At 40.3% G+C, this 19,604-nt stretch carries 18 protein-coding genes; 9 read left to right on the top strand and 9 right to left on the bottom strand.

Translation table 11 applies throughout. The features are described 5' to 3' along the window. Positions 1–62: 62 nt before the first annotated feature. Entirely contained in the window at positions 63–1,427 is a 1,365-nt protein-coding gene (locus tag ACULLG_RS05760) for an aldehyde dehydrogenase (RefSeq protein WP_452125820.1), read from the top strand. Here the strand turns inward: ACULLG_RS05760 and ACULLG_RS05765 are convergent. The 8 genes from ACULLG_RS05765 to hutH all read right to left on the bottom strand — a co-directional run bounded on the left by ACULLG_RS05765 (position 1,402) and on the right by hutH (position 12,632). After that, the gene (locus tag ACULLG_RS05765; protein WP_452125821.1) at positions 1,402–4,443 is read right to left on the bottom strand and encodes a DNA polymerase III subunit alpha; all 3,042 of its coding nucleotides are present in this window, start codon (positions 4,441–4,443) and stop codon (positions 1,402–1,404) included. The two genes, ACULLG_RS05760 and ACULLG_RS05765, sit on opposite strands and share 26 nt — an antisense overlap. Positions 4,444–4,515: 72 nt before the next feature. Further along, positions 4,516–5,730: a DNA polymerase IV gene (gene dinB, locus ACULLG_RS05770; protein WP_452125822.1), complete on the bottom strand. Its 1,215-nt coding sequence runs from the start codon at positions 5,728–5,730 to the stop codon at positions 4,516–4,518. A gap of 108 nt (positions 5,731–5,838) precedes the next feature. Beyond that, the gene (locus tag ACULLG_RS05775) at positions 5,839–6,120 is read right to left on the bottom strand and encodes a type II toxin-antitoxin system YafQ family toxin (protein ID WP_452125823.1); all 282 of its coding nucleotides are present in this window, start codon (positions 6,118–6,120) and stop codon (positions 5,839–5,841) included. 10 nt (positions 6,121–6,130) lie between these two features. Beyond that, a complete protein-coding gene (locus ACULLG_RS05780; protein WP_452125824.1) occupies positions 6,131–6,358 on the bottom strand; it encodes a hypothetical protein in 228 nt (75 codons plus the stop codon). A 382-nt stretch (positions 6,359–6,740) separates the two neighbouring features. Then, positions 6,741–7,712: a formimidoylglutamase gene (gene hutG, locus ACULLG_RS05785; RefSeq protein ID WP_452125825.1), complete on the bottom strand. Its 972-nt coding sequence runs from the start codon at positions 7,710–7,712 to the stop codon at positions 6,741–6,743. After that, on the bottom strand, positions 7,712–9,727 hold the full coding sequence (locus ACULLG_RS05790) for a urocanate hydratase (protein ID WP_452125826.1): 2,016 nt from the start codon (positions 9,725–9,727) through the stop codon (positions 7,712–7,714). Before ACULLG_RS05790 ends, hutG begins: the two co-directional genes overlap by 1 nt. Positions 9,728–9,818: 91 nt before the next feature. Continuing rightward, positions 9,819–11,051, bottom strand: a complete 1,233-nt coding sequence (hutI, locus tag ACULLG_RS05795; RefSeq protein ID WP_452125827.1) for an imidazolonepropionase — start codon at positions 11,049–11,051, stop codon at positions 9,819–9,821. Between the two features lie 3 nt (positions 11,052–11,054). Continuing rightward, complete coding sequence (gene hutH, locus ACULLG_RS05800) at positions 11,055–12,632, bottom strand: histidine ammonia-lyase (RefSeq protein WP_452125828.1); 1,578 nt, start codon at positions 12,630–12,632, stop codon at positions 11,055–11,057. Positions 12,633–12,709: 77 nt separating this feature from the next. Here hutH and ACULLG_RS05805 point away from each other — a divergent pair, with 77 nt between their 5' ends. Next, positions 12,710–13,600, top strand: coding sequence for a LysR substrate-binding domain-containing protein (locus tag ACULLG_RS05805; protein ID WP_452125829.1), 891 nt, complete (start codon positions 12,710–12,712; stop codon positions 13,598–13,600). 40 nt (positions 13,601–13,640) lie between these two features. After that, positions 13,641–14,195, top strand: coding sequence for a nitroreductase family protein (locus ACULLG_RS05810; protein ID WP_452125830.1), 555 nt, complete (start codon positions 13,641–13,643; stop codon positions 14,193–14,195). Here the strand turns inward: ACULLG_RS05810 and ACULLG_RS05815 are convergent. Then, the gene (locus ACULLG_RS05815) at positions 14,187–14,696 is read right to left on the bottom strand and encodes a DUF456 domain-containing protein (RefSeq protein WP_452125831.1); all 510 of its coding nucleotides are present in this window, start codon (positions 14,694–14,696) and stop codon (positions 14,187–14,189) included. The genes ACULLG_RS05810 and ACULLG_RS05815 overlap by 9 nt on opposite strands. Before the next feature lie 135 nt (positions 14,697–14,831). On the opposite strand from ACULLG_RS05815, the gene ACULLG_RS05820 reads away from it, so the two are divergent. The 6 genes from ACULLG_RS05820 (at position 14,832) to ACULLG_RS05845 (ending at position 19,597) form a co-directional block, all read left to right on the top strand. Then, positions 14,832–15,194: a BlaI/MecI/CopY family transcriptional regulator gene (locus tag ACULLG_RS05820; protein WP_452125832.1), complete on the top strand. Its 363-nt coding sequence runs from the start codon at positions 14,832–14,834 to the stop codon at positions 15,192–15,194. Further along, positions 15,191–16,576, top strand: a complete 1,386-nt coding sequence (locus ACULLG_RS05825; RefSeq protein ID WP_452125833.1) for a TonB family protein — start codon at positions 15,191–15,193, stop codon at positions 16,574–16,576. Before ACULLG_RS05820 ends, ACULLG_RS05825 begins: the two co-directional genes overlap by 4 nt. A 104-nt stretch (positions 16,577–16,680) precedes the next feature. Continuing rightward, positions 16,681–17,154 carry a hypothetical protein gene (locus ACULLG_RS05830; protein WP_452125834.1) on the top strand — a complete coding sequence of 158 codons (474 nt, stop codon included), beginning with the start codon at positions 16,681–16,683 and terminating at the stop codon, positions 17,152–17,154. A gap of 4 nt (positions 17,155–17,158) precedes the next feature. After that, positions 17,159–17,710: a crossover junction endodeoxyribonuclease RuvC gene (gene ruvC / locus ACULLG_RS05835; RefSeq protein WP_452125835.1), complete on the top strand. Its 552-nt coding sequence runs from the start codon at positions 17,159–17,161 to the stop codon at positions 17,708–17,710. A 1-nt stretch (position 17,711) separates the two neighbouring features. Beyond that, positions 17,712–18,848 (top strand): radical SAM family heme chaperone HemW, encoded by a 1,137-nt coding sequence (gene hemW, locus ACULLG_RS05840; RefSeq protein ID WP_452125836.1) that lies wholly within the window; start codon positions 17,712–17,714, stop codon positions 18,846–18,848. Then, entirely contained in the window at positions 18,845–19,597 is a 753-nt protein-coding gene (locus ACULLG_RS05845; protein ID WP_452125837.1) for a cyclase family protein, read from the top strand. Before hemW ends, ACULLG_RS05845 begins: the two co-directional genes overlap by 4 nt. Positions 19,598–19,604 lie beyond the last annotated feature (7 nt).

Below are 19,604 nucleotides of genomic sequence, written 5' to 3' on the forward strand. Positions count from 1 at the left end.
AACTATTTTAGGGCGAAAGAATAAACATTGAATTTGGTAGAAATACCAGATAATGATTAGCTATGGAATTACACGAAAAGCAAAAGGCTTTTTTTTCGACCCAAAAAACAAAGGACCTCTCCTTTAGGAGAGATGCCCTAAAGCGATTACGGAATGAAATTGTAAAGCAAGAAGATGCCATTGCAGAAGCTATCTATACCGATTTCAAAAAACCACGGTTCGAAACCCTTATTGCAGAAACGCAGTTTGTATTGGCGGAAATCAATACCATGCTTAAGAACCTGGAGTTGTGGGCTCGACCAGAAAGGGTTTCAGGGAATTTGGCCAATTTTCCATCTAAAAATTATATTTATCGAGAGCCATTGGGGCAAGTACTTATTATTGCTCCATGGAATTATCCTTTTCAGTTGGTTATGGCCCCTATGGTAGGGGCAATTGCCGCTGGCAATACTGTTGTGGCAAAACCCTCTGAATTAACACCAAATACAGCTGCAATCGTTGAAAAGATCATTCATGCCGTTTTTGATAAGGAGCACGTTACAGTAGTTCAAGGCGGGGTAGGGGTGTCTCAAGAATTATTATCTAAACGATGGGATCATATCTTTTTTACGGGAAGTCCGCGGGTTGGAAAGATCATATATGAAAGTGCAGCGAAACATTTGACCCCGGTCATATTGGAGTTGGGTGGAAAAAACCCTTGTATTGTGGATGAAACCGCAAGTGTTTCCCTGGCTGCAAAACGTATTGTATGGGGTAAATCCTTGAATTTAGGTCAAACCTGTCTTGCTCCGGATTATCTTTTGGTTCATCATACAATTAAGGACAAATTTGTTCAGAAACTCAAGGAGAAAATTACCGAAGCCTATGGCGAAAACCAAACCGAATCATCAGATTTAGCTCGAATTGTTAATGAGCAACACTATGGTCGCTTAAAATCGCTTTTGGAAGGCCAGCAAATACTTTATGGAGGTGAAACAGTGGATGAGGATAATTTTATAGGCCTTACTTTGGTCGATGAACCTGATTTGGACAGTCCAATGATGCAAGGGGAGATTTTTGGACCTATCCTGCCTATTTTTTCCTATAAGAATCAATCTGATATCGATGCAATTGTAAAACGATATGAAAAACCTTTGGCGGCCTATATTTTTTCAAACAAAAAGAATTCCCAAAAAGAATTTATTTCGAAATATGGCTTTGGAGGCGGGGTGGTCAACGATACGGTAATCCATATTGCCAACAAAAAGCTTCCTTTCGGAGGAGTTGGGCATAGTGGAGTTGGCGCCTATCACGGTAAAACGTCCTTTGATGTGTTCTCTCATAAAAAAGCCATTGTAAAAAGAGGAAATTGGATTGATCCTCCTTTGCGGTATGCACCTTACAAATTACCGGAACGAATTGCTAAGTGGGTGAAACATCTGTTTTAGGTTCACCTAGACTATTGGAGATTTTACTATCAAATACTTTTTTGCTTGTTTTCATTTCAGCATAGCGAGGATCGGGAACATAATCCTGTTTTTGCATTTTAATGACCTCAATGCTCAAAAAACCAAATTCCTCTACCACTTTTCCATAAAAACGGTAAATACCCTTACCTCTAAAATAGTATTTGGCAGCTACTGGCGGAAAAAGTACGGTATCAAAAACTTCTCCGTGCTGATCTACAAGAGTGGCAAAGTACATCCGCTTACCAGTATGGGTATTGGTGTTTTTTACTGTGACCAGATAACCGTATATATCGATATGCTTATTTAAATAGCGAATTAAATCTCGTTGTCCGTTGGAATTCTTTGGTGGTTCGGCCAAGAGGTTGAAGGGACTACAAAGACAAAAGCCTAAAAGTTCCAATTGTTCAAAAGCAGTTTCCAGATTAGTGGTGTGCAATTTTGGAATCTGAAATTTTTGATGACGAGGCGGAAAGAGTTTGGGGTGTTCCAAGCGATCATTTTTTGACAGCATCAAATGGGCTTTCCATAATAGTTCGTGTTTGTTGATTTCGGTAAACCGGAAGGCATCAATCCGGATGAGAATGGTCAGTTGTTCGACAGAAATGATAGTTCGGTCCAAAAAATCTTCCAAAGAAGCAAAGCTTCCGTTGAGAGTTCGCTCTTTGATGATACGCTCCATCACCCTGTTTTCCAAATCGCGGAGGTACATCAACCCCAAATAAATATGTGAGCCATAAATACGGTTGTTTATATTGCTGTTGTTAATGCAAGGCGGGTGAATGGTGGCGCCAATCATTCGAGCATCGTGAATGTAGAATTCGGAACGATAAAAACCTCCTCCATTGTTTAGAACGGCTACCATATATTCCAAGGGAAAGTAAGCTCGTAAAAAGAGACTTTGATAGCTTTCCACAGCATAGGAGGCAGAATGCCCTTTGGCAAAGGCATAACCTGCGAAGCTTGCCACTTGGTTCCAGATTTCAAAAATGAGGGTATCCGAATAACCTTTTTTTCTGCAGTTGGAGATGAATTTATCCTTCACTTTTTGGAATTCCTCACGCGAACGGAACTTTCCGCTCATACCTCTACGAAGCACATCCGCCTCTCCCAAATCCAAACCTGCAAAATGGTGTGCTACTTTGATCACATCTTCTTGGTAGACCATTACACCATAGGTGTCGGGCATAATGTCCAACATAATGGGATGGGCTTTTTCCTCGGCTCTTCCTTGATTACGGTGACGTAAAATATACTCTCGCATCATGCCACTTTTGGCCACTCCAGGGCGAATTATGGAGCTAGCGGCTACCAATCCCAGATAATTATCCACTTCCAGCTTTTTGAGCAACATTCGCATAGCGGGGGATTCCACATAAAAACATCCCATACATTGAGCGGTTTTGATCATGTTGTTTATAGAAGTGTCTTTTTTAAAACCTTTAATGTCATGGATGTCGATTTCTTGATGCTTTTCGGGTTGATTGTAGGCAACGATTTCCAAAGCTTCTTTGATCTTGCCCAATCCGCGTTGACCTAGAATGTCAAATTTGTACAGGCCAACATCCTCAGCAATGACCATATCGTATTGTGTGGTGGGAAATCCTTTGGGAGGAAGATGAGTAGCCGAAAACCAATGTAAAGGCTTTTCACTGATCAATATCCCTCCTGCATGAATGCTCAAATAATTGGGTTTGTCTTTTAAAAGCCTTCCATATTTGAGAACGAGCTTTGACATACTGTCCAATTGTGAGGGATTGTACCTTCCTGTGATCAAAAAGTCAATTTCTTGTGTCGGGAGCCCAAAAACTTTGCCCAATTCCCGAATTACACCTCGTTCTTTAAAAGTAACATAGGTGCCCAAAAGCGCTACGTGATCAAAACGTTCAAAAATATATTCAGTCATGGCCGGTCTGTCTCGCCAAGAGAAATCAATATCAAAATCAGGAGGATTGGCTCGATAGAGGTTGATAAAACGCTCAAAATAGAGGTCTAATTCCATGGGGTCCACATCGGTAATACGAAGTAGATAAGCGACAATGCTGTTGGCACCGCTACCACGCCCCACATAATAAAAACCCCTTCGTCTGGCTTCGGATACAATATCCCAATTGATGAGAAAGTAAGACACAAATCCCATTTTTTTGATGAGATTCAGCTCTTTGTCCAACCGATTTTGAATGGACTTAGTTACTTTTTCATAGCGATAGGGCAATCCTTCACAACATAATTTCTCAATGAGCTTTTCATCTTCTTCCACGCTTCCTAAATAACTGCTAAGATTTTGAGGTTTTCGTCCCTTGGAAAAATCAAAATGAATGCTACAGCGATTGAGCAGTTTTTCGGTATTCTCCAGAATGAAACTAAACTCTGAAAATGCAGCTGCCAGATTTTGGACGGGAAACATTTTTTCATTTTCGTTGGCTTCTTCTTCCTTTGGAAGTTTGCTCAGCAATAGATTGTTGTCAATGGCCCGAAGCAATCGATGGGCGTTAAAATCATTCTTGTTGCGAAAAGTGACAGGTTGTTGCACCACCAATTTGTCTTTGAGCTTAACCAATCGGGAAAAAGGCAAACGTCTTAAATCCTGAATGGAAATTCCTATAAATTCATGGTCGGAGAAAGTTTGTAAGTCATTCAACAATACCTGTTCAAAAGGATAGATGACAAAAGCATTTTTGAATACGGGTGCCCGTTCCGGAATTTCCAAATCTTCTTGGAGGTGATGGGACAAGAAATTGTTCAGCTCCAGATATCCTTCGTTGTTTTGGGCAATTCCCAAGAAGCACGGTTGAGCGCCATTTCTAAAATCGATACCCAAAATAGGTCGAACTTCATATTCTGGAGCTTTCCGGACAAAGTTGAGGCAGGCAGAAGTATTGTTGATGTCGGTGAGCACCAGTTGGGTCACTTGGTTTTGTTGGGCAAGTTCCAATAGCTCCAGTTCGGAAAATGTTCCGTAACGCATGCTGTAATATGTGTGGCAGTTTAGGTACAATTTTCAATTACCGATTATCAGTTGTCAATTAATTTTGTCATTGCTCATTGTTGATTGCCCATTGTAAATTGTTCATTGTTTACGATGTGCTAAAACCACAGGAGGTTGCCCATTAAAGGGGTTATGCATGCTACCAATAGTCTTGGCGCCCATGGCGGAAGCTCTTACTACACTTCGACTGCCAAACCTGTTTCGCACATGATCCATGGCCTGGTAGAGATTTAGGGTCTCTTCGGTATCTTCAAAAAGATTAATTTGATAGTTTCCTGAGACCAAATGACTGAACCGAATTCCTATCAACCGCACCAACATTCGCTTGTTGTAAAGAACTTTAAAAAGCTCCAATATTTTTGGGATGAGAATATGGTCTGCACTGGTATAAGGAATGCGCAATTGCTTAGAGTACGTATTGAAATCTGAATACCGGATTTTTACGGCAATGCATGCAGTCAGTTTATCTCCTCTACGTAATTGATAGGCTAAATTTTCGGTCATGGCAATCAAAATGCCCTTTAATTTGACCACATCAATGGTGTCCTTGTCGAAAGTACGCTCGGTTGAAATTGACTTTCGATCACAAAAAGGAATTACGGGAGTATTGTCCATTCCATTGGCTCGTTTCCAAATCACTCTTCCGTTGGCACCCAATACCCGTTGCATAATATCCATGGGCATTTCCTGTACCGTTTGTACTTTTCGAATGCCTAAATTCCGAAGGGTTTGATACGTTTTGTCACCCACCATCGGAATCTTTTTAATGGATAGTGGGGCCAAGAATGTTTTTTCTAGACCAAAATCTATCTTCAGTTGATTATTGGGCTTTGCCTCATTGGTGGCCACTTTGGAAACGACTTTGTTTACTGATAGGCCAAAAGAAATGGGTAACCCCGTTTCCTTGATGATCTTTTGGCGCATCTCCGAGGCATATTTATAGGAACCGAAAAAACGGTCCATTCCCGAAAGATCTGCGTAAAACTCATCAATGCTCGATTTTTCAAAAAGGGGCACATGCTCTTTGATAATATCCGTGACCACATCCGAATATTTACTATACGTGCCTGCATTGCCTCGAATGACTACTGCTTCAGGGCAAAGCTCCTTGGCCATTTTCATGGGCATGCCCGAATGCACGCCAAAGCCTCGGGTCTCATAACTACATGCGGCAACTACACCCCGATCACTGGTGCCGCCTACCAATAAAGGCTTATGCCTAAGCTCTGTGTTGATAATGCGCTCCACGGACACATAAAAAGTGTCCAAATCTAGATGTAGAATGGTCTTTTCCATTGTTTAGTTGAGAGGAATGCTAAATTATGGAATAATTCCTAAAAAATGGAAAATATCCAATAAAAGAAATGTGGATATAGAAAAGAAGGGATAGCAGGAATTTATTCCTTATTTAAATAAATCGGAGTGGCTCCCAATACGAACCAGCTTAATAACTTTTGGAGATTCTATTTGTATCCAGATTATTAGTAGGTCTGGTTTGATATGGCATTCCCAATTATCGCTATACTTTCCTGAAAGTCTATGGGGTTTCATCTTGGCGGGAATGCCCATTACACCTTTCAATTGTAGTACTTTAAGTATAGTAGAGGTCAGTTCAAAATCCTTTTTATTGTTTTTTACTTTCTTCAGATCCTTTTTAAACCTAGTCGTAGGCACTAATTGGTACATGCTATTTTGATTAAAGCTCGTCTAAGAACTTGTCCAAATCATCTATTGGGGTTAAATCATTACTGTTCTGAGCCTCCTCAATAGCTAATTTGGTATCCTCATTGGGGATATTCCCGACATCATTATATAATAGAAACTCAATATAATTATTGAGGCTCCTTCTTTGGGCCTTTGCTTTTGCTCTGACGAGTTCTATTAACTCCTCATCAAAACGAAAAGCCATTTGTTTCGTTTTCATAGGCTTTTATCTTTAATGTAAAATGTAAATATAATGTATATCATAATGATATACAAATGATATATTATTGATGAATGGATAAGATAAAAATCTTGACCGTTTTAAGCTCGACACATGGTAAATAGAGAGGATATATAACTTGTGGGCAATTTGTCAAAAATCCTTCCTATCTTTGCCACGTTGTGTTGGATTTCAATCCATAGGATTGGAATCAGGTTGAAACATCAAAAAACGATGTTCGCCAATGAAAGGCTTTCCATATGGAAGGCTTTTTTTGTTAATGAGAACCTGAGTTTTAAAAAGTTCTAGATAAAATTGTCCCTGGATGCTGAGCGTAGTCGAAGTATGAGGGGACTTTAGGGGTGTTTTTTTGAGAACGCACTCACGCCTTATACAAAGTGTGGATTACATGATGGATTAAGGAAGCGGCCAACTTTGCCGTTTGTCCATCAATGTCATACTTCGGATTCATTTCGGCGAGATCCATGCTTATCAATTTTCCAGAACCAATAATGGTCTTAAGACATTCCAAAACAATTTGAGGGGTGAATCCCATAGGAGAAGGGGCACTGACCCCTGGCGCATAAGCAGAAGAAAACCCATCCAAATCAATGGTCACATATACTTTATCAACTGTTTTGATAAAAGCATGGATCCAAGTGTTGATTTCATCCAAAAATTGGATTTGAAAGGTGTCCGACAAAATAAAATTGACGTTCAATTCCTTTGCCGTTTGAAAAAGTGATCGGTCATTGGCATCTTTTCGGATGCCCAAGCAGAGGTAATTAAAATTACTATCCTCTTTTTGGGATTCCATTGCTATTTGATAAAATGGTGTGCCCGAATTGTTGCTATCAGTATTCTTTCGAAGGTCGAAATGTGCATCAAAATTGATGATTCCGATGGTCTGCCCTTCTTTTTTTGAATCGAGATAACTTTTGATGCCATTATAATGTCCATAGGCAACATCATGCCCTCCGCCCAAAACAATGGGAAAGTGCTTGTTGTCCAGAAGTGTGGCCACCGCTTCTGAAAGTGCATTTTGAGCGGCTTCCATATCCTCATTTTTACAGGTTATGGAACCTGCATCGTACAGTTGTACATGGCTGGGAAGATGGTTGGGAAACTTCCCAAAGCTGGTTTTTATAACTTCCGGCCCCGTGACGGCGCCAACTCTTCCTTGATTTCGTTTTACGCCCTCATCACATGCATATCCCAATAAGGCAATGGACTTTTTTGGCGGTTCTGGAATTTCTTCCAAAGGAACACACTTCACTTTTTCATGAAGATAAAGGCTCTTGTTGCTAATTCGCCCTTGCCAAATATCCTTTTTAGGTTTGCTGTAATGTTTCATTATACATCAAAGAGATGGTCCAAAATATCGGTTTCTACCAGATTAGGCAAAGTTACTTTAAGATTTGGAGTTCGCTCCATTTCTCTTTTAATGGCAAACAGAGCTTCTTTGTTTCTAGCCCAACTTCTGCGAGAAATACCGTTGTTCACATCATAAAACAACATATTTTTTAATCGGTTTGAAGCTTCTTTTGTGCCATCAAGCACCATTCCGAACCCACCATTCATAACTTCACCCCAACCAACACCACCTCCGTTGTGGATAGAAACCCAGGTAGCTCCCCGGAAACTATCACCAATCACATTATGGATGGCCATATCAGCAGTAAACCTACTACCGTCATAAATGTTACTGGTCTCCCTAAAGGGAGAATCGGTGCCGCTAACATCGTGATGATCGCGCCCCAAGACCACAGGAGCAGAAATACTACCATTGGAAATGGCTGTATTGAAAGCATCTGCAATTTTAGCCCGGCCTTCAGCATCGGCATATAAAATACGAGCTTGCGAACCGACCACCAACTTATTCTGTTCCGCTTCCTCAATCCATTTAATATTATCCTGCATCTGCTGTTGGATTTCCTCCGGAGCCTCAGTTTTGATTTGTTTCATCACTTCCAAGGCGATGGCATCTGTTTTTTGCAAATCCTTTGGATTTCCTGAGGTACAGACCCACCTGAACGGACCAAAACCATAATCAAAACACATGGGTCCCAAAATGTCTTGCACGTAGGAAGGATATTTAAAATCGATGCCGTTTGCTGCCATGACATCGCCGCCTGCTCGCGATACTTCAAGCAAAAAGGCATTACCATAATCAAAGAAATAGGTGCCTTTTTCAGTATGCTTGTTGATGGCGGTAATCTGTCTTCGCAACGATTCCTGAACTTTTTTCTTGAATTCGTCTGGATTTTCGGCCATCATGGTATTGGATTCTTCAAAAGATAGTCCAACCGGATAATACCCCCCGGCCCATGGATTGTGCAATGAAGTTTGGTCGGAACCCAAGTGAACAAAAACATCTTCTTCATAAAATCGTTCCCACACCTCCACAACATTTCCAATGTAAGCTAAAGAGATCACTTCATTTTGGGCAATGGCAGTTTTTGTCCTTTGAACAAGCTCGGATATGTCCGTCAACAACTCATCCACCCACCCTTGTTCATGTCTTTTTTTGGCCGCTTCGGGATTTACTTCGGCACAAACGGTTATGCATTCTGCAATGTTTCCTGCCTTGGGCTGGGCGCCGCTCATTCCGCCCAAACCTGCGGTCAAGAAAACCTTTCCCTTTGGGGAATCGCCTTTGTCCAATACTTTTCTGAAGGCATTCATCACGGTAATTGCTGTTCCATGTACAATGCCTTGTGGCCCAATATACATATAAGAGCCAGCGGTCATCTGACCATATTGAGTAACGCCTAACGCATTGAATTTTTCCCAATCATCGGGTTGAGAATAGTTGGGAATCATCATCCCGTTAGTCACAACAACCCTCGGCGCTTCTTTCGAGGAAGGAAACAATCCCATGGGATGTCCCGAATACGTGTGAAGGGTTTGTTCCTCGGTCATTTCGGCCAAATATTTCATGGTCAACAGGTACTGCGCCCAATTTTGAAAAACGGCTCCGTTGCCACCATAAGTAATGAGTTCTTCGGGATGTTGTGCCACGGCCGGATTCAGATTGTTCTGAATCATCAGCATGATGGCAGCTGCTTGTTTGGTTTTTGCGGGATACTCAGAAATTGGACGAGCATACATTTTGTAATCGGGTTTAAAACGATGCATGTAAATTCTACCAAAAGTTTTGAGCTCTTCGGCAAATTCCAACGCCAATTCTTGATGCCATGCTTTTGGAAAATAGCGCAACGCATTTTGAACGGCCAATTTTTTCTCTTCTTTGGATAAGATGTCCTTGCGTTTGGGGGCTGGATTTCCGCCTTCTGGATAGGTTCTGACTGGAGGTAGCTCCGAAGGGATACCTTGTAGAATACTAGATTTAAACTCTTGTGTTGTCATGATTTCTTTTCGTCACCCTGAATTTATTTCAGGGTCTCATTATTTTATTTGTGCGATTCTGAAACATGCTTCGACTCCGCTCAGCATCCGTTCAGAATGACGTTACTTGCTTTCCATTCTTCCAAACCGCATTTGGCTTTAGCTGCCCCTGATGATAAGTAATCTCTTGATAGTTATTTGTTGGGAAAGCCACAAAATCGGCCTGGGTTCCGGTTTGCAGAGTGCCCCTGTCCGTTAATTTCAAAGCAGCACTTGCCCTGAAGGTGATTCCGGACAATACTTCCGCATTCGACAACTTTTCAAAAGTTCCCAAAATACTCGCTTGGGTTAGCAAATCACCCATCGGGGCTGAACCAGGATTATGGTCACTGGCAATGGCCAATGCGCCACCAGCATCCAAAATTTTACGAGCAGGAGTATAGGCACACCCTAATCCCAGGGAAGCTCCTGGTAAAGCCATGGAAATCACATCGCTTTTTGCCAAAAGTTGGATTTCTTTTTCGGCACTGGCTTCCAAATGGTCGGCACTAACGGCACCAAATTGTACGGCTACTCCGCTACCTCCTGCCGTGAATTGGTCAGCATGAACGGTAATGTCGAAACCCATTTCTTTCGCTTTTTGAAAATATGGCGCGATTTCCTGAGGAGAAAATGCACTTTCTTCCACAAACGCATCCACTCGGTTTGCCAAATTTTCTGATTTGATTATGGGAAATAAAGTAGAAATCATTTCCTCCAAATAGGTCTTGTCACTATTCCAATCTTTGGGTTTGATATGGGCAGCCAAACAGGTGGCTACCAAATCAGCTTCGGTTTTTTCGTTTGCATGCTTAATAGCTCTGAGCATTTTTAATTCTTCTTCCACAGATAGTCCATAGCCACTTTTTACCTCAATGGTGGTGATACCATGTTGCAAGTGTCTCTGACTTCTTTCCAAAATGCCTTTGACCAACTCCTCTTGCGTAGCTTTCCGGGTTTGGGTAACGGTATCCCAGATTCCACCACCAGCTTTAGCAATTTCCAAATAGGAAACTCCAGCATTTCGCATAGCGTAATCCCTTGCACGGGTGCCGCCAAAACAGATATGGGTATGGGCATCTACAAAGCTGGGGAGGCAAACTTGCTCTCCTTTTACGTAGTGGATGTCAACGGGATCAGATTTTAAATCATTAAAAACCCCAACTTTTTGAATTTTTCCTTCGGAAACCAGAATTCCGCCATTTTCAATAATGGGCAATTGCTCATCAGACAACGCACCTTTTAAAGGTAGACCCGACATGGGCAATAGTTGGGTAAATGGGCCTATTAATATGGGTTTGCTCATGGATTAATATGTTTCAAATTCCGTTAGATGCGGCGCATTCCATTGCAGGTTTTTGTCCTTCATGGTTTTTTCAACCAAACCGATGATTTCTCCCTGTTGGATCATATCGATTCCTTTTTCAATATCATCAGCAAAAACACGATCGCTTTCAGCAAAAGGCACTTTGGTTCGAATGAATTTATGGATTTCATCCAACACCACACCAGATTTTAAGGGTTTTCTAAATTCGAATGCCTGAGAGGCGGTAAGTAATTCAATGGCTAATATTTTTTCAACGTTTTCAATAATCTGGAGTGCTTTTCGTCCACTTATGGACCCCATACTCACATGATCTTCTTGACCTAACGAAGTAGGGATGCTATCCGCACTCGCAGGAAAGCACAAACTTTTATTCTCGCTTGCCAATGCTGCTGTGGTGTATTGCAGAATCATGTACCCTGAATTGATTCCTGTGTCTTCCATCAACAATTTAGGAACTCCGGGGCTATTGCCCTCGAGGGCCAAATAAATTCTTCGATCCGAAATATTGCCCAGTTCCGATGCTGCTAGGGCTGCATAATCCAAAGCCATGGCCAAAGGTTGCCCGTGAAAGTTTCCTCCGCTAATGGTGAGGTCATCATTGATGATGACGGGATTGTCCGTTACCGAATTCAACTCTACTTCCAACAATTCTTTTAGATGCAACCATGCATTTCGTGATGCACCGTGCACTTGTGGCATGCAGCGAAGTGAGTAAGGATCCTGCACCCGTTCACAATCAATGTGATCTTCCAAAATTTCAGAACCTTGGAGCAAAGTTCGGATTCTTCCAGCCACGTGTTGATTCCCTTTAAAGGGACGAAGCGCATGCAATTCCTCAAAAAATGGTTTCATGGAACCTTGGAGTCCTTCCAACATCATGGCTCCAACAATATCAGCATGACGTAAACAATGTTGCAATTTTTGAACCACCAAAACTCCGTGTGCGGCGATAAATTGGGTGCCATTGATCAGTGCTAAACCTTCTTTGGGGCCAAGTTCCAAGGATTTGAGTCCAGTTTTTCTGAACAATTCTTCTGTTGTGATTATCTTTCCTTCGTAATTGACCTTTCCCAAGCCAATCAACGGTAAAAACAGGTGGGAGAGAGGGGCCAAGTCGCCCGAAGCGCCTACGGAACCTTGAGAGGGGACTACAGGAATTGCATCATGATCTATATGCCATAACATTCGCTGAATGGTGGTTTCTGCTATGCCGGAATACCCTTTGGCCAAGGCATGGATTTTCAAAATCAGCATGAGTTTGGACAATTCCGCAGAGATGGATTTGCCCACCCCAACGCTGTGGCTCTGCAAAATATTCGATTGCAGAATTTTGGTGTCCTCTTTGGAAATTTTGGTATTGCACAAAGGGCCAAATCCTGTATTGATCCCATAGACGGTTTCTCCTTTGTCCACAATCTTTTGAACCCGGGCTTGACTTGCCTTGATTTTCTGTAAACAGGAATCGGACAAAACACCTTTGACCTCGCCTTTTGAGATGCCAAGGGCAATGCCAGCGGTCAAATAATCTTCGCCAAACTGAAATGTTTTGGGTAGCTGCATGGTCTTTATTTTGAAATATAAAGGTACTTTGTCTTTTTAATAATTACCAATACTTATTTTTGTAATAATCAATAAGTATGAATTATCAAATAGAATTACGACACTTTATCTATTTTTTGGCTGTGGCCGAAGAGTTGCACTATAGAAAAGCGGCTGAAAAACTGTTTATCTCACAACCTGGGTTGAGCACGCAAATCAAGCAGATGGAAGAGATTTTGCGAACCCAACTTTTTGTGCGGGATAAGAAAAAGGTGAGTTTGACTCCGGCCGGGGAATTTTTAAAAGGAGAAGTGGAGTTTATCCTAAACCATTTGGAGCAGACCCAGAAACAACTAAAACTTATTGGTGATGGGCATTCGGGTGAAATCCGAATTGGATTTTTAGGCTCTGCCATGCAGAATGTGGTGCCCAAACTGTTGTTGGATATGAAAAAGAAGTATCCTCTAGTGCATACCAGTTTGGATGAACTTTCAAACAAAGCCCAGATAAGCGCCATTTTACGGGATAAACTGGATCTTGGTTTTGTGCGGTTGTCACGAGTGCCCAAGGGATTAAAAATCAAACCGGTATTTGAGGACACTTTCTCATTGGTTTTGCCAAAGGATTATCCGCTGGCTGAAAAAAGTTTTAAAGGGATCCGTCAGGTTTCCCAAGATGATTTTATCCTTTTTTCCCAAGATTACAGCCCTCTGTATTATGACACAGTAATGAGTATATGTGAAGATGGAGGTTTTACACCCAATGTTTCCCATAAATCGGTACATGCCCAGACCATTTTTAAATTAGTAGAGAATAAATTGGGTATTGCCATTGTTCCAACGGCCTTGCAATATGGTTTTCAAATGGATGTAAAATTTATTGAGCTTAAAAAAATAAAGCAAAGAGCAACCTTATCCATGGTATGGAAGGAGGACAATAGAAATCCGGCACTTAAAAATTGTTTGGATTTACTTCCGGGGCGTAATTGAAAAATGGCAATACTTACCTTTGCACGATATAAAATTGAACATGGTATTTGATTTAATAAAGAAGAGAAGAAGCATTTTTCCTGCTCAATATAATGACAGGCCTATTTACAAGGAAACCATTGAAAAAATATTGGAAGCCGCCAATTGGGCGCCAACTCATAAAAAAACCGAGCCATGGCGTTTTAAGGTGTTAATGGGAGAATCTAAAGCTAAGTTGGGCATGTTCCTTTCCTATAAGTATATGGAAACAGAACCTAAACCTAAACAGATTAAAGTAAAAAAGTTAATTGAAAACCCTAAACGTGCAGGGGCCATTATTGCCATTTGCATGCAACGTGATTCCAGCGAAAGTGTACCTGAATGGGAGGAGGTTGCCGCTACCGCCATGGCAGTTCAAAATATGTGGTTATGTTGCACGGAAATGGGTATTGGATGTTATTGGAGTTCACCTGGACTCATAAAATACATGGATGAGTTCGTTGACTTGGAAGAGGGTGAAAAATGCCTAGGCTTTTTTTATATGGGATATTATGATGAGGAACCATCTTCGGTGGAACGCAGACCCATTGAAGAGAAAGTGGAGTGGTTAGAATGAGAAAAGCTCTGACGCGTACTTTACAGTCACTATGATAAAGAAAACCAAGTAACCGGCCGTTAACACAAACTTCATAAAAGTTCCGGTCAAAAATCCTAAAAACGAACCAAAGGCGGCTTTCATAGCGATTTTTTGTTCCGTTTTGTTCATCAATTCTCCCACTAGAGCACCCACAAATGGCCAAATGATGATACCAAAAGGACCAAATATGGGAAAGAAAATAGCCACTAGTAATCCAACGATGGTGCCCCACATACCCGCTTTGCTTCCTCCAAACTTTTTAGTTCCGGCGGCTGGAATGATATAATCCATAACAGTAACACCAAGAGCTAGAACTAAAGTTCCCCCCAAAATCCACCAATTATCGGGTACTGCTTTGGTAAGGTATAACAATAACAATCCTACCCAGCTAATAGGAGGTCCCGGTAAAACTGGAAGAAAACTACCCAAGATGCCCACGAGCATTAAAAGGAATCCAATAATAAGGAGAGCTATATCCATGGTTCAATTTCCTATAAGACAAATGTAAGAGGGATTTGTTACAATTTGGAATATAGTTTTTAACTAAAAAATTAGTTTAAACTAAAATTTTAGTTATATTTGCTTGAGAGTAGAACTAAAAACCTAGTTGAAAAAATGAAACAATTAACAAAAGCAGAGGAGGAGGTGATGCAATTGTTATGGCAGTTGGAAAAAGCCAATGTTGCTGCCATACTTGAAGAATTGCCTGAACCTAAACCTGCCTATAATACCGTATCAACCATAATCCGCATTTTAGAGGATAAAGGTTTTGTAGATCATGAAAAAGTGGGCAAGGGGCATGTGTATTTTCCGCTTGTAAAAAAAGAGGAATATAGCAATCAGTCCATATCAAAATTGGTGGATGGCTACTTTCAAGGTTCTTTTAAAAGTATGGTGTCCTTTTTTATGAAGAAGAATGATATCAGCCTTAGCGAGTTGGAAGAGATCATGCAGAAAATTAAAAACGAGGAAGAATGATCACCTATATTTTAGAATGCATCACCATTCAATTAATCTTTTTGTTAGTGTACGACCTGTTTTTGAAAAAAGAGACTTTTTTCCAGTGGAACCGAGCTTATCTTTTGGGCACGTTTGTATTTTCCTTGTTTCTTCCCTGGATAAAAATTGAAGCTTTTAAAACTTCCGTTCCAGAAAATCTTGTGCAATATCAACAATTTATTTTACAATTGGATGAGGTTGTTTTGTTCGCCAATAATTCAGAAAATGGATTTTGGGAAGGCATTAATTGGACTTTTACAGTTTTAGGGGCAGGAACGTTTATGATGATCGTTTGGCTGGTTGTGAAATTAAGCCGAATATATAAACTCAAAAAAAGTGGTGTTGTTTCTCAAGAAAGGGATTTTGTTAAGGTGGTCATTCCTAAAAGTGAACAAGCTTTTTCCTTTTTCAAAAATGTATTTCTCGGTGAAAGTATACCTCAAGAAAAACAGAAAAACATTCTGGCCCATGAAATGGTGCATGTAAAACAATGGCACTCTTTGGATCTTATGCTTTTTGAGGTTATGCGTATCATATTTTGGTTCAATCCATTGGTTTATGTGTATCAAAATCGCATTTCCGAACTTCATGAATTTATTGCGGATGCGCAGGCATCCAAAGAGGATAAAAAGGTACAATATGAAATTTTGCTGTCAGAAGTTTTTCAAAGTCAGAATTTTAGTTTGGTCAATCAATTTTTTAAACAATCATTAATCAAAAAACGAATAGTCATGTTAACAAAAGAAAAATCAAAAGCGATTTATCAGTTTAAATATGGGCTGTTGCTGCCCGTAGTTTTAGGGATGCTGATCTATACATCCTGTGATTCAGGAACTAACCAAAACATTGCCCAGGAAAACTCCTTGTCTCTACAGATAGCCTCACTTCAACAAGAAATACAGAAGAGAGATTCATTGACGGCCCAAGAGAAAGAAGCTCTAGCTGGAATGATCTATAAAGTGTTTCCTAAAGATGTAAAAGGAATTTCAGGTAGGGAGGGAAGTATTGAGTTCAGTGGCGTTCCTTTTGCTGTAGTGGAAGAAGTTCCCATTTTTCCAGGATGCGAAAATGCAGCGGACAAAGAAAAATGTTCTTTGGAAAAAATCACAGAACATATCCGAAAGAATTTTAAATATCCAGAAGAAGCTCAAAAACAAGGAATTCAAGGAAAGGTAAATGTGATTTTTGACATCGATAGTGAAGGTCATATAAGTAACATTAGAAAAAGAGGTCCGCATAAATTATTGGAGGATGAAGCTGAACGCATTATATCTAAATTACCCAAAATGATCCCAGGCAAACATCAAGGACGACCGGTAAATGTACCTTTTAGCATACCGATTTCTTTTAAACTGGATTGATGCTTCAAGAATTTAAAATAAAAAGCCCGGGAATATTCTCGGGCTTTTTGTATTTGACCAATCTTGTCAAAAAATCGTAATTTCAGCCAAATATTAGGGGCGGTATGCGGAAGCTTATATTGTTGATGTTTTTAAGTTTGTTTGTGTCCTGTGAACTTTTCACATCCAAGGAAGAACAGACTAAAAAAAGGGTCAATGAAGAACTTTTGACGATTGATTGGAATGATGTTGACCAATACCCACTTTTTGAAGGTTGTGATGAAACAGCGCCAAAAGAAATTCAACGGGATTGTTTTCAGAACCAAATGCTGCAAATTGCGTCCGATACTTTGGACAGTCTATCTTTTGAAGTGGATAATGAGTTGGAAGACACCTTATACATAGATTTTGAGGTTGATGAGCATGGCTTTATTTCTATTTTGGAAATGGAGGAAAAACAATCAGTTTTAAATGAAATAGCCGATTTTAATGAACAAATAACAAAAAGATTGAACAGTTTAACGGTAGCCCCCGCCTTAAAAAGAGGGATACCTGTAGGCCTTAGATTTCGACTACCCCTTGTTCTAAATACGCAATAACGGTTTGGCATCAGAGAAAATCATTTTAGGGATTGACCCGGGAACAACGGTGATGGGTTTTGGAATCATCAAGGTGGTGAACAAACAAATGCACTTTGTTCAGATGAACGAGCTAATGTTGCGAAAATATGATGACCCCTATACCAAGCTCAAACTGATTTTTGAACGTACTTTGGAACTCATAGACACCTATCACCCAGACGAAATCGCAATTGAAGCTCCCTTTTATGGAAAAAATGTACAGTCTATGCTTAAGTTAGGTCGAGCACAAGGAGTAGCTATGGCGGCCGGACTCTCCAGACAAGTTCCTATAACGGAATATATGCCCAAAAAAATTAAAATGGCCATCACAGGTAACGGAAATGCGAGTAAGGAACAAGTAGCTAAAATGTTGCAGAGTGTATTGAAACTCAAATCACTTCCCAAAAATTTGGACAGTACCGATGGGTTGGCCGCTGCCGTTTGTCATTTTTATAATGAAGGTAGGGTTGAGGTTGGTAAAAGTTATACTGGTTGGGAGGCTTTTGTGAAACAAAACCCTAAAAAGGTGAATTAAGATGGCAGGAATTTATATTCATGTGCCTTTTTGCAAACAAGCTTGCCACTATTGTGATTTTCATTTTTCTACACAGATGGGGAAGAAGGAAGCCATGGTTCATGCTCTTCAACAAGAAATTGAATTACGAAAGGATGAGTTTGCATCAGAAGTAGTTGAAACCATTTACTTTGGAGGAGGAACACCCTCAGTATTGGAAATTTCCGAAATAGAAATTCTAATAGCAAAGGTTTACGAAAATTACAATGTCGTTGAAAATCCTGAAATTACCCTTGAGGCAAATCCCGATGATTTATCCAAAAATCGAATAATCCAACTGTCTAAAAGTCCAATCAATCGTCTTAGTATAGGAATTCAATCTTTTTATGATGAAGATTTGAAACTGATGAATAGGGCTCACAGCGCCATTGAGGCCGAAGATTGCATTCAAGAGGCAAAAAAATACTTTGACAATATAACTATCGACTTGATTTACGGAATTCCGGGAATGGATAATGAAAGATGGAAAGCCAATATTGAAAAAGCACTCGCTTTTAACCTACCGCATATTTCGAGCTACGCTTTGACCGTTGAGCCTAAAACCGCACTCAAAAAATTTATTGAAAAAGGAATGGTTCCAAACGTAGATGACGAACAGGCGCAAGAGCAATACAATATTCTGGTTGATGTTTTGGAAGGGCATGGATTTGTAAACTACGAGATTTCCAATTTTGGTAGGCCCGGTTATTTTTCTAAAAACAATACTTCGTATTGGTTGGGAAAGAAATATATAGGTATTGGCCCGTCTGCTCATTCTTTTGACGGGAAAAACAGAAGTTGGAACATCAAGAACAATATTAAATATATTAAGGCTTTGGAAAATGAATCCTTGCCCATGGAAATAGAGACGCTATCCTTAGCTGATAGGTATAACGAATATGTAATGACAGGACTTCGAACTGTTTGGGGCGTTTCCCTTGAAAAAGTTGAGCATGATTTCGGAGAAATCCATTCGAAATATTTGAACAAACATGCCAAAAAATACATAGATCGGAACCTGTTGTATTTGAACGAGGGGAATTTGCTAGCTACCAAAAAAGGAAAATTTTTGGTTGATGGAATTGCATCAGATCTTTTTATGATTAACTTGAAATCATGATTGCCAGTATAAAATACAACTCCAAAAACCATAAAATAGATTTATCCAAACCGTTGGATATTTCCATTCCATTACAAGGCGGAAAAGGAAATGTAAACGCTTGGTACTTGGAACCACCCAAGATTCAAGCGCATCAAGAAGGAGATTTTATTGGAAAAGTATCGGAAGGTGCACCGGTGAATTTCAATGATATTTGGTTCAACCCCCATTCGCATGTGACGCACACCGAATGTTTGGGTCATATAACCGAAAGCTTTCATTCCATAAACCAAAACTTGAAACAGTTCTTCTTCTTGGCAGAAGTGATTACCGTAGCACCGGAAAAGCGAGGGGAAGATTTTGTAATATCCGATAAACAGTTAAAATATGCCTTGGGCAACAAAAAAAGGGATGCATTGGTACTACGTACCATTCCCAATCTGAATGATAAACTTTCACAGCAGTATTCCAATACTAACCCCCCGTACCTTTTGGAAGAAGCCGCAAAATATTTAGTAGAAAAAGAAGTAAACCATTTGTTGGTAGATCTCCCATCTGTTGATAAGGAAAAAGATGATGGAGCTTTATTGGCCCATAATGCCTTTTGGAACACAAAGGGGGAGCCAAGAACAAATGCGACGATCACCGAGTTTATTTATGTGGCCAATACAATAGAAGATGGAAGCTATTTTTTGAATCTTCAGGTAGCACCTTTTGAAAACGATGCTAGTCCCAGTAGGCCGGTGTTGTACAGACCTATTCGAGAATAAATTCCTT

It is taken from the genome of Flagellimonas sp. 2504JD1-5 (assembly GCF_053618295.1).